The organism is Coleofasciculus sp. E1-EBD-02, from assembly GCF_040218245.1.
Classification (GTDB): Bacteria; Cyanobacteriota; Cyanobacteriia; order Cyanobacteriales; family Coleofasciculaceae; genus Coleofasciculus.
Window position 1 is genome coordinate 1 of the sequence record NZ_JAVJQN010000080.1, and the last position, 14,023, is coordinate 14,023.

Consider the following 14,023-nt stretch of genomic DNA (forward strand, 5'->3'; position numbering starts at 1 on the left):
ATCCACCATCGCTTTCACTTCTTGGTCAATCACTTCTGCAACTTGGGGACTGATTGAACGGCGCGGGCTGCCTATTCCAGCTAGGAACTGAGATTGGGGCTTGTCAAAGGCAATCGGTCCTAGTTTATCACTCATGCCATAAATTGTGACAAATCGTTCTGCCATATCTGTCGCCTTCTGGATGTCATCACTGGCACCTGTCGAGACTTTGCCAAATACCAATTCTTCGGCTGAACGTCCCGCCAGCATAATCGCAATGCGACCGCGAATTTCATCTTCACCGACTAAAAAGCGGTCTTCTTCTGGGAGTTGCAATGTGTAGCCTAAAGCACCAACACCACGGGGTACTATCGATATTTTCTCGACAATACCTGCTCCCGGTATCAGGGAACCGACTAAGGCATGACCCGTTTCGTGATACGCTACTATCTTTTTCTCTGTATCCGTCAGCACACGGGATTTTTTCTTCAGTCCAGCGATAACTCGCTCAATTGCTTCATTAAACTCTGCCATAGTCACGGTATGCAAAACCTCTGAATCTCTGCAACAGCAACAACAAGCGCTGACGGGTCAGGGAATTACGGTGAAACTGGGGTATTCTCTCACCCTGGGCGATGGGGATTTACCTGAATTGATTGTGGTGAGTCCGGGTGTTCCTTGGGATATCCCGGTTTTAATGGAAGCCAGGAATCGCGGAATTGATACGATTGGCGAGATGGAATTGGCTTGGCGTTATCTCAAGTCTTCTCCTTGGGTGGGGATTACGGGGACGAATGGTAAAACTACGACAACGGCTCTGATTGCGGCGATTTTTCAAGCGGCGGGTTTCTATGCTCCCGCCTGCGGTAATATCGGCTATGCGGCGTGTGAATTGGCGTTGAAGAAGCAGGGGAGCAGGGGAGCAGGGGAGCAGGGGAAGAGAGAATGCCTCTATTCCTAATTCCCAATCTCCAATTGACTGGGTGATTGCAGAAATTAGTAGTTATCAAATTGAGTCGTCACGGGATTTAGCCCCGACGATTGGGGTGTGGACAACGTTTACGCCGGATCATTTGAACCGCCACAAGACCCTGGAAAATTACTACACTATCAAAGCAACGCTGCTGTCGCGATCGCACGATCAAGTCTTTAATGGTGATGATCCGTATTTGCGTCAGTTGGGGACTACTCATTGGTCAAAGGCGCACTGGACAAGCGTCAAGGGTCGTGACACGACGCCTCGTCCCTGGGTGTATATTGAAAATGGCTGGGTGATAGTGGAATCTGAACCGATTGTTCCTGTGGATTCCTTGCGGATGGTGGGGAATCACAATCAGCAGAATTTACTCATGGCAGTTGCGGTAGCGCGGTTAGCTGGGATTGAGAAACAGGCAATTGTTGAGGCAATTACCAATTTTCCCGGTGTTCCTCATCGCTTAGAACATATTATCACCTGGCAGGGTATCGATTTTATTAATGATAGTAAAGCCACGAACTACGATGCCGCGCAAGTTGGATTAGCGGCGGTTGATAGTCCCGCTATTTTAATTGCTGGGGGTGAGTGGGAAAATCCTGTTCAACCAATCCAGCCAATGACTTGTCAAAATTTTTGAGCGGTGCTATTTTGAGTTAGGGTTATTGTGACTATCTGATGCCTATATTAATAATTTATGTAAAAAATAATAGCTATAATTGCCATATATGCTGTAATCTAAGCAATGGAAAAAATAACTATAAAACAATTAATTGCCAGCCCTCCTAAGTTCCCTAGGTTTGGACTAAACATAAATGACAGCAATGGTGTTAGCTGAAAATAAATTACTTCAAGAAATTGTCCAAAATGTTGAGCAAAATAATATTGCCGTTGCCGTTGAAAAAATACGTCAACAAGCAGCCAAATTTTGTCAACTTCCAACGAGTTGGCTACTCAACACAGCAGATGCCCTAGAAACTAAAAACTGGAGTATTTTGTCTGAAAGCTTTATCAACATGGATTTTATTGGTGAGGATGGTTATTTCTTAATCGTCGCACCGTACCAAATCAATCGAAAACGCCAAAAAAATGTCCGTTTAAGTGCACTTTACGGACAAATACACCCGAACGATGAGCCATCCATTGAACAACTCGAAAATCTGGTTCGGGAAAAATTTGGCACAGTGAGGGAAGGGATACCCATAAACCTGTCCTTTACTGAAATAGCCAGTTGCGGTAACGTCAGAGGTGAAGCGGGTGAAGCCTTCATTGTTCCCAATGGATGGTCGTTTACTGGGGGGGTTTCAGGTCCAGCATTAAACAATGCCAAAGAACAGCAACAACGTTTTTTAGGGCGTAGCCACAAATGTATCCGAACCGTCTTTGAAACTGAAACAGCTAATTTATTATTAGCGCCCTTAGAGGACGAGGTGAATAGTCAACGGTATCGCCATATGGACACTCAAGTTCATGAAGCTGGACATGGGAGTGGTTTGGGACTGGATTTCAAGATCAAGCAGAAGCTTTTGCCCGACTACTCCTATAGAGGTGTGGAGGAATGGCGATCGGATAGCCTCGGGTTTGAGTTTGCCGCTTGTATTTTACCACCAGAAGAAGCCGGGAAATTGGTCGCTGTCAATTTCTGTATTCGCTTTGGCTTAGATGCTCATCGGGCAGGAGGTATTGAAAAAGATGTGGATGTGTATGCGAGTCTAATTAGCTTGGAACATCTTTTTAAAAATGATGCTGTTTATATTACTAAAGAGGGTCAACTGGCTTTGCGAAATTTGAGTTATCCTGGGTTACTACAAGCCGTGGAACTTCATCGTGCCAAAGCATTATCTCTAACCCGAAGAGAGTTAAACCTTAAAAATCCTACAGGTATTTTTTCTCTGTACCACATCGACATTCATCCATCGACTCAATCAGTCTTGCAGGGGCTGGTTCGGGAACGGTGTCAAGGAATTTGGACTGAGTTACAGTAATTAATTTACCCTTTTGTGATAGAGTAGCCACAGGTGATTTATCTTGACAGGGTACAGTATTCAGTCCAGCTCTAGCTATGACCGGGTTATCTAGGAGCGTTGAATTGAGATCAGATGTCTAAACAAAAAATTGTTATTACAGCTACCTTTACCAGCGAACCCATTGAGGATTCACTGTCCTATTGGCTCAAAGAAATAGGCGTTGGTTATTCAATAGAGTTTGCTCCTTACAATCAGGTTTTTCAAGAACTGCTCAATCCAGCCAGTCTTTTAGCCAGCAATCAAAATGGCGTTAATGTAATTTTGGTTAGGTTTGAAGACTGGGAAGGAACATTTGGACAAAACGCAACTCAAATCGAGCAAACCATCAAGGATTTTGGCAGTGCTTTGAAAACAGCACAGACGCGATCGCGCAATCCCTATTTGGTCTGTATCTGTCCCCCCTCGCCAACGACTGATCCAGCGGTTGAAGGGTTGCATGAAAGAAGGCAAGACCTGTTAGCAGAAAACATCAAGAATTTAAATAACATACACCTGATCAAAAGTCAAGACTTGACCCGAATTTATCCGGTTAAAGACTACTATGATCCCTATGGTGACGAACTCGGACATATTCCCTACACACCCACCGGGTTCTGTGCCTTGGGGACGATGCTGGCGCGAAAACTATTGGCGTTGAAAACCTCTCCCTACAAGGTGATTGCCCTTGACTGTGACCATACTCTATGGCAGGGGGTTTGTGGGGAGGATGGCGTTGCTGGCGTAACCATTAATTCCTCATTTCGAGCTTTACAAGAATTTATCATTGAACAGCAAAAATCCGGAAAGTTAATTGGTTTGTGTAGCAAGAATCAAGCCGAGGATGTCTTTGCTGTTTTTGACCAACATCCCGATATGTTACTCAAGCGAGAGCATCTTGCCAATTGGCGGATTAACTGGCAATCGAAATCCGAGAATTTGAAGTCTTTAGCGGCGGAATTGCAACTGGGTTTAGATAGCTTTATCTTCATTGATGATAACCCGGTTGAGTGTGCTGAAGTTAGGGCAAACTGTCCAGAAGTCCTGACCCTGCAACTTCCTCAAGAGTGCGATCGCATCCCGCAATTTTTACAACATAGTTGGGCGTTCGACCAACTCCAAACCACTCAAGAAGACGAACAAAGAACCCGTCTCTATCAACAGAATATTCAGCGCCAGCGTTGGCAAGAAGAGGCTCTTTCCTTTAGGGATTTTATCGCCCAACTGAACTTAGAGATCGAGATTTCTCCCCTGGAAAGCGGACAACTGGCGCGGGTGGCTCAACTGACCCAACGGACGAATCAATTTAACTTAACCACAATTCGACGATCTGAAGCCGAAATTCAACACCTTTGTGATTCAGGACAATTAGACGGTCGAGTGGTTCAAGTAAAAGACAGGTTTGGTGATTATGGTTTAGTGGGTCTATTGTTAGTTGAAACTCAAAACCATGCACTATTGGTCGATACATTTTTGCTGAGTTGTCGGGTACTGGGTCGCGGCGTAGAACATAAAATTCTGGCTTATCTGGGAACTCTTGCCCAAGAAAAGGGCGTAGAACGAGTCGAGCTTTTCTATAAACCCACCCCAAAAAATCAACCCATTTTTGATTTCCTGGCTGAGGTTGGCAAAGAGTTTCAGCGGGAAAGAAATGGAGGGTGGTTATTTGAATTACCAGCTAATATAGCCTCTGAAACTATTTTTATCCCGGTCAGTGATGCAAATGCCAAAACGGAGAAAACTAATCTCAACTTAGGAGAAAACGCTTCAAGAGTCAATCCGGCAGCAAGTAGACCCTTAAGTGCAGACTTCTTTGAAGGCATTGCTCAGAACTTATACAGTCCTGAACTCATTCTCCAAGAGATTACCTCTCAACAACAGCGTCAACGTCCTCAATTAGAGATAGAATTTGTCGCCCCTCGGACTCCGATAGAAAAGGTCATTGCCTCTCTATTTGCCGAAGTCCTCACTCTTGATCAAGTGGGGATTAATGATAACTTCTTTGACCTCGGCGGTGACTCGATTCGGGGGGCAATTTTAATCAATAAACTGCAAGCCCAATTAAACGAAATTATTCATTTCGTCGTCTTATTTGATACGAAGACAGTTCAAAGCCTAGGCGCTTATCTAGAAGAAAACTACCCCCAAGCTGTAGCCAAATTAGTGGGGAAAGAAATTAACGGAATTAGTGAATTACCACAAGCGCGAATTGATGCAGCTAAAATTGGGCAAATGCGATTACTGATTCCCCCTCTGGCTGCGCCAGTCGATGAGGATGGGAGCAAAAATCCACCTGCTGTCTTTATCCTTTCCCCTCATCGCAGCGGTTCTACCTTACTCCGGGTGATCCTGGGCGGAAATCCACAGTTGTTCGCGCCGCCAGAATTGGAACTGCTCAGGTTTAATACACTTGGGGAACGAAAAGCCGCATTCTCTGGACGTTACAGCTTCTGGATGGAAGGGACAATTCGCACGATCATGGAAATTCAGGGATGTCCTCCCGAAGACGCGATCGCACTCATGGCAGAATTAGAAGGGAAAAATCTCACCACCAAGCAATTCTATCAACTCCTACAGCAATGGTTGGATGATGATCAAATCTTAGTAGACAAAACTCCCTCTTATTCCATCGACGTAGAAACCCTCAAACGCGCGGAAATCAACTTCCAAAACCCACTCTACATCCATCTGGTGCGTCACCCCTACGCCACAATGCGTTCATACAAAGCCGCCAAAGTTGATCAAATTTTTCCCTATCAACATCCTTTTAAGCCACGAGAACTCGCTGAACTGGTTTGGTTGATTAGTCATCAGAATATTCTCGAATTCTTGCAACAGGTTCCTCAACACCGTCAGTATCAGGTGAAATTTGAAGACTTGGTGAAACAGCCGCAAACAACTGTAGCGGGAATTTGCCAATTTTTGGGAGTGGAATTCCATCCAGATATGTTGCACCCGTATAAAGAGAAAAAGCAGCGCATGACTGATGGCATTTATGCCCAATCGAGAATGTTGGGGGATGTGAAATTTCACGCCTATCAGGGCATTAATCCTAATACCGCAGACAGTTGGCAGCAGTATTATACCACTGACTTTTTAGGCGATATAACGTGGCAATTAGCACAGTCTTTGGGGTATGTCAGAACGAGCCATGGGATTCCTCAGGTTAGCCGGAGAAATCCAACCGAATCTCAGACGTTCCCGGTTTCATTCGCCCAGCAACGGTTATGGGTTTTAGCGCAGTTGGAGCCGGACAATCCTTTTTACAATATGTTTAAAGCGGTTCGTCTGAATGGGCGTTTGGATATAGAGGTTTTAGAACGCAGTCTCAACGAGATTATCCGCCGTCACGAAATTCTGCGGACGACGTTTAGTGCAGTGGAAGGAACACCTGTACAAGTCATTGCTCCCCAAGCAAGCCTAAACCTTTCAGTTGTCAACTTACAAGGATTCTCTGGACAAGAACAATTAGAACAATTACAACTCGTTGCCACCCAGGATCAATTACAACCTTTTGACCTCACCCAAGGATTATTACTGCGAGTCACGTTGGTACAACTTCAGCCAGAGTCGTATGCCTTGTTATTGACTATGCACCACATTATCGGTGATGGTTGGTCACTGGGGGTATTGCTCAAAGAATTGTCAAGTTTGTATCGAAGTTTCTTAGTGGGTGAAGCTTCTCCTCTGGCAGAATTACCGATTCAATATGCAGATTTTACGATTTGGCAACGCCAATGGTTGCAGGGGACAGAATTACAACCCCAAATTAATTACTGGCAGCACCAATTAGCCGATGCACCTCCTCTATTGGAACTGCCGACAGATAAGGTTCGTCCCTCCGTGCAAACGTTCCGGGGTCAGTGTTTTTCCTTCCACCTTGGTGCCAAATTAACCGCATCCCTGAAAGAACTCAGCCAAAAGTCAGGAACGACCCTGTTTATGACATTGATGGCGGCTTATGTGACGCTACTATTCCGTTACAGTGGTCAAGAAGATATTCTGTTGGGAACACCCATCGCGAATCGAAATCATCAAGATATCGAAGGGTTAATTGGCTTTTTTGTCAATACCCTGGTGATGCGAACTCGACTCGAAGGGAATCCCAGTTTCTCTGAGTTACTAACGCAAGTCCGTTCGACTTGTCTAGATGCCTATGCCAACCAAGATGTTCCCTTTGAGGAGATTATCGAAACATTGCAAATCGAGCGCAGTCTCAGCCACAGTCCTCTATTTCAGGTCATGTTTGCCTTGCAAAATGCTGGGATGGATCAGCTTAAAACACCGGAGTTAGAGATTACTTCCTTAAGTCTAGATAATGTTAATGCCAAATTTGACCTCACCTTACAACTGTGGGAAACTAACACAGACCAAGGAAACTGCCTACAAGGGTTTTGGCAATATAACACCGATTTGTTTGATCAAGACAGAATCGTTCGCATGACGGGTCATTTTCAGACGTTATTAGCAGGAATTGTGGCAAATCCTGAAGAATCAGTCGGGACATTGCCCTTACTAACTGAGCGCGAACGTCATCAATTGCTTGTGGAATGGAATGATACTCGTACACCATACCCTGATACCTGTATCCATCAGTTATTTGAGGAACAGGTAGAACGGACACCCAACGCCGTGGCTGTGGTATATGAGGATGAGTCTCTGACGTATCAAGAGTTAAATAAACGTGCCAATCAATTAGCCAATTATCTACAAAGCTTGGGAGTCACGACAGAAACATTAGTGGGGATTTGCGTTGAGCGATCGCCACAGATGATTATCGCCATGCTGGCAATTCTCAAAGCAGGTGGTGCTTACGTTCCTTTGGACTCCAGCTATCCTCAAGAACGTTTGGCTTATATGCTGAATGATTCTCAGGTATCAATCTTGCTTACTCAAGAACAGTTAGTCGCGCAGATTCCAGAAACCAACGCTCAAGTTGTATGTTTAGATACTGACTGGGAAAAAGTTATTAGTAAATCTAGCCAGGAAAATTACACCAGTGAGGCATCAAATCATAATCTAGCTTATGTCATTTATACCTCTGGTTCCACAGGAAAGCCGAAAGGAGTTTGTTGCAATCATCTTGGTTTTGTTAACCTTTACACAGATTTTCAAACCCAAAAACCTCTGGGGGTCGGTGATCGCTGTAGTTTATGGACAAGTTTTAATTTCGATGTCTCAGTTTATGAAGTATTTTCATCACTTTTGTCAGGATCTACACTACATATTGTACCAGAATATGTACGTCCGGATGCAGTTTTTTTTACTAATTGGATGCAGGATAAAAAAATTTCTAGTGCGTACATTCCACCTTTCATGCTAAACAACTTTTCCGATGGTTTAGAACAATTGTCCAATCGGATTTATTTACAGAGATTGTTAGTCGGAGTGGAGCCAATTAATGAGGCGTTGCTCGTATCAATAAGTCAGAGAGTTCCGGGAGTGCAAATCATCAATGGTTACGGGCCCACAGAAACAACAATTTGTTCAACCCTATACCCAATTGAGCTTCAAAGTGCTAGGAACAGAAATACGCCAATTGGTAAACCTGTACAAAATACAAAAATTTATCTGCTGGACAACCAGATGCAGCTAGTTCCTGTTGGTCTAGTCGGGGAAATTTACATCGGGGGTTCGGGTTTAGCACGCGGCTATCTCAACCGCCCCGAGTTAACCCAAGAGAAATTTATTCCCAATCCTTTTAGTGAGGAGCCAGATTCGAGACTCTATAAAACAGGGGATTTAGCCCGTTATTTACCCGACGGCAACATCGAATATTTGGGACGCATTGACAATCAAGTGAAGATTCGGGGTTTCCGGATTGAACTTTCAGAAATTGAGGTGGTTCTCACTCAACACCCCCAAGTCCGCGATGCCGTTGTCATAGCTAGAGAAGACAAGGCAGGAATTAAGCGTTTGGCAGCCTATGTGATTCCCGAAGGAAAACAGCCCAGCAGTGGCGAGTTGCGATCGTTCCTCAAGGACAAGCTCCCCGACTATATGATACCTGCATCCTTCACCGTTCTAGAAAGCCTACCGTTAACTCCTAATGACAAAGTAGACCGTCGTGCCTTACCCGTACCAGAATTTGAGTTCAATGACTCGACTGACTTTGTTTCTCCTCGCACCCCGGCTGAGAAAGTTTTGCTAGGAATTTGCCAAGATGTTTTACGATTAAAAAAGGTTTCCATCCACGACAACTTTTTTGAATTGGGTGGAGATTCAATTATGGGAATTCAAATTATCGCTAGAGCCAAGCAAGCCGGATTAGAATTAACTCCTAAGCAATTATTGGCACATCAAACCATCGCCGAATTAGCCGCCGTCGCCGGTACAAGCCAGGGAATGCAAATCGAACAAGGATTAGTCACCGGTGAAGTTCCCTTAACTCCAATTCAACATTGGTTTTTTGAGCATAATTTAGCTGAACCCCATCACTTTAACCAATCATTTTTGCTCTCGGTTCCCTCGGAATTCCAGCCAGAAGTCTTAGAAAAAATCTGGCAGCAATTGCTAGTTCAGCACGATGCCCTACGTTTACGATTTACCCAAGTTAACCACCATTGGCAACAAATTCACTCAGCCCCAAGCGATGGCTTTACCGTTACCCAAATTGATTTATCCACAATCCCAGACTCTGAGCAACAAGCAGCCATTGAAGCCACCGCCAATTCCTTACAGGCGAGTTTAAATCTAGCCGAAAATCTGGTACGAGTTGCCTTTTTTTGGTTAGGGGTTGACAAAAAGGCGCGATTACTGATAGTCATTCATCACTTAGTAATTGACGGTGTTTCCTGGCGGATTTTGTTAGAAGATTTGCAGACCGCTTATCAGCAAATTATTCAAGGCAAAACGATGCAACTTCCAGCCAAAACCACATCGTTCCAAGATTGGGCAAACTATCTGGTAGACTATTCCCAGTCCGATCTATTAAAATCTGAGTGGCATTATTGGTTGAATGCATCCCAGACTTCAATTTCCCCAATTCCGGTAGACTATAAAGGAGGAGAAAATACGGTAGCCTCGGCGAGTACGGTATCGGTATATTTAGATGAAGCACAAACTCAGGCACTCTTGCAAGATGTGCCAAAAGCTTATAAAACTCAGATTAATGATGTCTTGCTGACTGCCTTAGTGCTGGTTTTGAGCAAATGGACTAACTCTAAGTCTGTGCTGTTCAACTTAGAAGGTCATGGGCGGGAAACTATTGTGGAGGGTGTAGACTTATCCCGTACCGTCGGATGGTTTACGACAATTTTTCCAGTAGTTTTAACTGTTCCCGCCATAGACACAAACAATATCGGAAATACTTTAAAGTCCATTAAAGAACAATTACGGACAATTCCTAACAAAGGGATTGGCTACGGCTTATTGCGTTACCTGAGTGGAGATACAGAAATCTCCACTCAACTACAGACAATTCCACCACCACAAATTAGCTTCAATTATCTCGGTCAATTTACCCAAGTGATGAATCAATCTTCTCTGATGCAATTGGCAAATGAATCTAGTGGAGAAAACCATAGCTTACAGGGAAAACGTCCTCATCTAATAAATATTAATGCCATCATTACTAACAAACGGTTGCAAATCGATTGGCAATACAGCACCAATGTTCATCAACCGAGTACCATTAATAAAATTGCCAAAGAATTTATCGAAACACTGCAAACTATCATTGTTCACTGTTCATCTCCTGAAAATCTAGGTTATACTCCGACAGATTTTCCATTATTACAAATTAATCAACTCGAACTTGATCAATTATTAGAAAACTTATGAAATCAGAACCCAGCAAAATGAACAAAGAAAATATTGAGGATATTTATCCCTTATCTCCCCTGCAACAAGGGATGCTGTTTCATAGTTTGTATGAGCCTGAGTCGGGCGTATATTTTACCCAAGTCAGTTGGTCTTTGACTGGGAAGTTGGATGTACCAACCTTTGAGCAAGCTTGGCAGAAAATTGTAGAAAAATATTCAATTTTTCGCACAGCTTTTATTTGGGAGTCTTTGAGCCAGCCAGTGCAAGTCGTGTATCGAAAAATAAAGATTAAGGTCGAAACCGATAACTGGCAAAAGCTATCTCCACAAGAGCAACAAAAGCAATTAAAAGTGTTTTTGGCTTCTGAGCGTCAAAATGGATTTCAACTGTCTCAAGCTCCCTTGATGCGCCTACATCTGATCCAATTAGAGCAAAATAGTTATCAATTTATTTGGAGTCATCATCATTTATTGCTCGATGGCTGGTCATTACCTTTGGTGATTAAAGAATTTTTGGACTTTTATCAAGTAATTGACCATGGGAAAAGTTTCCCAGAAAAACCAGCTATCAGCTACCGCAATTATATTGCTTGGCTACAGCAACAAAATCAAGAATCGGCGGAAAAATTCTGGAGACAAAAACTTAAAGGGTTTACTACACCCACGCCTTTAACAGTGGAGAAACGGCAAAGAAACCCAGAAACGAGCAACATCAGCTTTGGTGAACAAGAACTCCAGTTTACCGAGTCAACAACAGCCGCCGCCCAGTCTTTTGCACGACAGCATCGCTTGACCCTGAATAATTTGGTACAAGCCACCTGGGGATTATTACTCTCTCGTTACAGTCAAGAAACTGATGTCGTTTTTGGTGCAACTGTATCGGGGCGTTCGCCATCTATTGCTGGTATCGAATCGATGGTGGGGCTATTTATCAATACTTTACCCATGCGAGTTCAAGTTTCAGCAGATACCCCAGTGCTGGATTTATTAAAAGATTTACAGCAACAGCAAATTGAGTCCGATCACTATTCCTATAGTTCATTGATAGATGTTCAGGGCTGGAGTGATATTCCCAGGGGTACATCTTTATTTGAGACTATTGTTGTCTTTGAGAATTATCCAATTGATAATGCACTAAAATTACAAAATGACAGTTTTTCCATAAACAATCGTCGGGCTTTTGAACAAACAAATTATCCGCTAACATTTGTTGTTCTCCCTCGTCAGCAATTGCGGGTAAAAATTAGTTATGATACTAGCCGATTTGATCAGGCTACAATTGTTCGGATGTTGGGACATTTCCAAACATTGCTGGAGGGGATTATTGTCAACCCCCAGCAAATCATTTCTCAGTTACCTCTGCTGACAGAAGCTGAAAAACACCAATTATTAGTAGAGACGTTGCATGCAACGTCTCTACAGGTAAATGAATGTATCCATCAGTTATTCGAGGAACAGGTAGAACGGACACCCAATGCAGTTGCCCTCGTCTTTGACAATCAAAAACTGACCTATTTTGAGTTAAATCGTCGTGCTAATCAATTAGCCCAGTACTTACAATCTTTAGGCGTCGGTGCCGATGTACTGGTGGGGTTATGTTTAGAACGTTCTTTAGAGATGATAGTGGCAATATTAGGCATTCTCAAAGCAGGAGGGGCTTATGTGCCACTTGACCCAGATTATCCCAGTGAACGTTTGGGCTTCATGATTGAAGATGCTCAACTTTCGGTAATACTGACGCAACAGAAATTCGTAGAGACGTTCCATGGAACGTCTCTACCGCCCCAACATCAACCCCAAGTCGTTTGCTTAGATACCGACAGGGAAACCATTACTCAAAACAGCCAGTCTAACCCGAAAAACACCGCAGAAGCCAGTAATCTCGCCTACGTGATCTACACATCAGGTTCCACAGGAAAACCCAAAGGAGTTTTAGTCAACCACTCCAATGTGGTGCGTCTGTTTACTGCCACAGATGCAATGTATCACTTCAATGAAAAAGACGTGTGGACACTGTTCCACTCCATCGCCTTTGACTTCTCCGTGTGGGAAATCTGGGGAGCATTGCTATATGGTGGAAAACTGGTAGTCGTGCCTTATCTAGTAACTCGTTCCCCAGAATCGTTCTATCAGTTACTCTCTCAAGAGGGTGTCACTGTTCTCAATCAAACCCCTTCCGCCTTCCGTCAGTTAATTCAAGCCGAACAGTCACTGACAAAGACAAACAATTTGAAGTTACGCTGGGTAATTTTCGGGGGAGAAGCCTTAGAACTCAACAGTTTACAGCCTTGGTTTGAACGACACGGCGACATGACGCCTCAGTTAGTGAATATGTACGGGATTACCGAAACCACCGTACACGTCACAATTCGTCCCTTGAGTTTAGCCGATTTGGATGGGGCAGCTAGTGTGATTGGTCGTCCCATACCCGACTTACAGATGTATGTACTCGATCAATACTTACAGCCAGTACCCATTGGCGTTCCAGGTGAGATGTACGTCGGAGGTGCTGGAGTCACACGGGGTTATCTCAACCGCGACGAATTGACCACACAACGGTTTATCTCTAGCCCCTTTAACAACTCCACACTCTACAAAACGGGGGATTTAGCACGTTATTTACCCAACGGCGAGTTGGAATATTTGGGGCGCATCGACAATCAAGTAAAAATTCGGGGCTTCCGGATAGAATTGGGCGAAATAGAAGCATTACTAACCCAACACCCGGATGTTTGGGAAAGCGTAGTAGTGGTACGGGAGGATGAACCGGGTGACAAACGTCTAGTGGCTTATGCTGTACCCCAGTCAGAATCATCGCCTACCATCCAACAACTGCGACAATTCCTGGAAACGAAACTACCCGCCTATATGGTTCCCAATGCTTTTGTCATCCTGGAGTCGCTACCGTTAACGGACAATGGCAAAGTCAACCGCCGCGCATTACCGCAACCGGATTTAAGCGATCGCGAACACCAATACGTCGCCCCCCGAACACCCACCGAGGAAATGCTAGCTCAAATTTGGGGACAAGTGCTGAAAGTTGAGAAAGTCGGCATTAACGATAACTTCTTTGAACTGGGAGGACACTCCTTACTCGCCACCCAACTGGTGTCACGTATTCGTAATAGTTTTCAGGTAGAACTGCCTTTACGGGAGTTGTTCAACGCAGCAACAGTCGCTCAATTAGCCGATTGTATTGAGCAGTTGAAGCGACAAAGCCCAGAACTCACAGTTCCACGGATCTTACCCAGGCGCAAAAAAGGCAGTAATACTAGCTGAAGAAAGCGCGATCGCTCTTTTTCTGT

3 protein-coding genes and 2 pseudogenes are annotated in these 14,023 nt (G+C 44.1%); 4 read left to right on the top strand and 1 reads right to left on the bottom strand.

Going from position 1 to position 14,023, the window contains the following annotated elements; genetic code table 11:
* Window positions 1–519 (bottom strand): annotated as a pseudogene (locus tag RIC07_RS13275) (ATP-dependent zinc metalloprotease FtsH); the annotation flags it as partial.
* Here RIC07_RS13275 and RIC07_RS13280 point away from each other — a divergent pair.
* The 4 genes and pseudogenes from RIC07_RS13280 to RIC07_RS13295 form a co-directional block, all read left to right on the top strand.
* Window positions 479–1,541: pseudogene (locus RIC07_RS13280) on the top strand (Mur ligase family protein); the annotation flags it as partial. The pseudogenes RIC07_RS13275 and RIC07_RS13280 sit on opposite strands and share 41 nt — an antisense overlap.
* Window positions 1,542–1,767: 226 nt before the next feature.
* Complete coding sequence (locus RIC07_RS13285; RefSeq protein WP_446394953.1) at window positions 1,768–2,937, top strand: DUF6014 family protein; 1,170 nt, start codon at window positions 1,768–1,770, stop codon at window positions 2,935–2,937.
* A 114-nt stretch (window positions 2,938–3,051) separates the two neighbouring features.
* The gene (locus tag RIC07_RS13290; RefSeq protein ID WP_446394954.1) at window positions 3,052–10,737 is read left to right on the top strand and encodes an amino acid adenylation domain-containing protein; all 7,686 of its coding nucleotides are present in this window, start codon (window positions 3,052–3,054) and stop codon (window positions 10,735–10,737) included.
* Window positions 10,734–13,997: a non-ribosomal peptide synthetase gene (locus RIC07_RS13295; RefSeq protein ID WP_446394955.1), complete on the top strand. Its 3,264-nt coding sequence runs from the start codon at window positions 10,734–10,736 to the stop codon at window positions 13,995–13,997. The genes RIC07_RS13290 and RIC07_RS13295 overlap by 4 nt, the downstream gene beginning before the upstream one ends.
* Window positions 13,998–14,023: the final 26 nt, after the last annotated feature.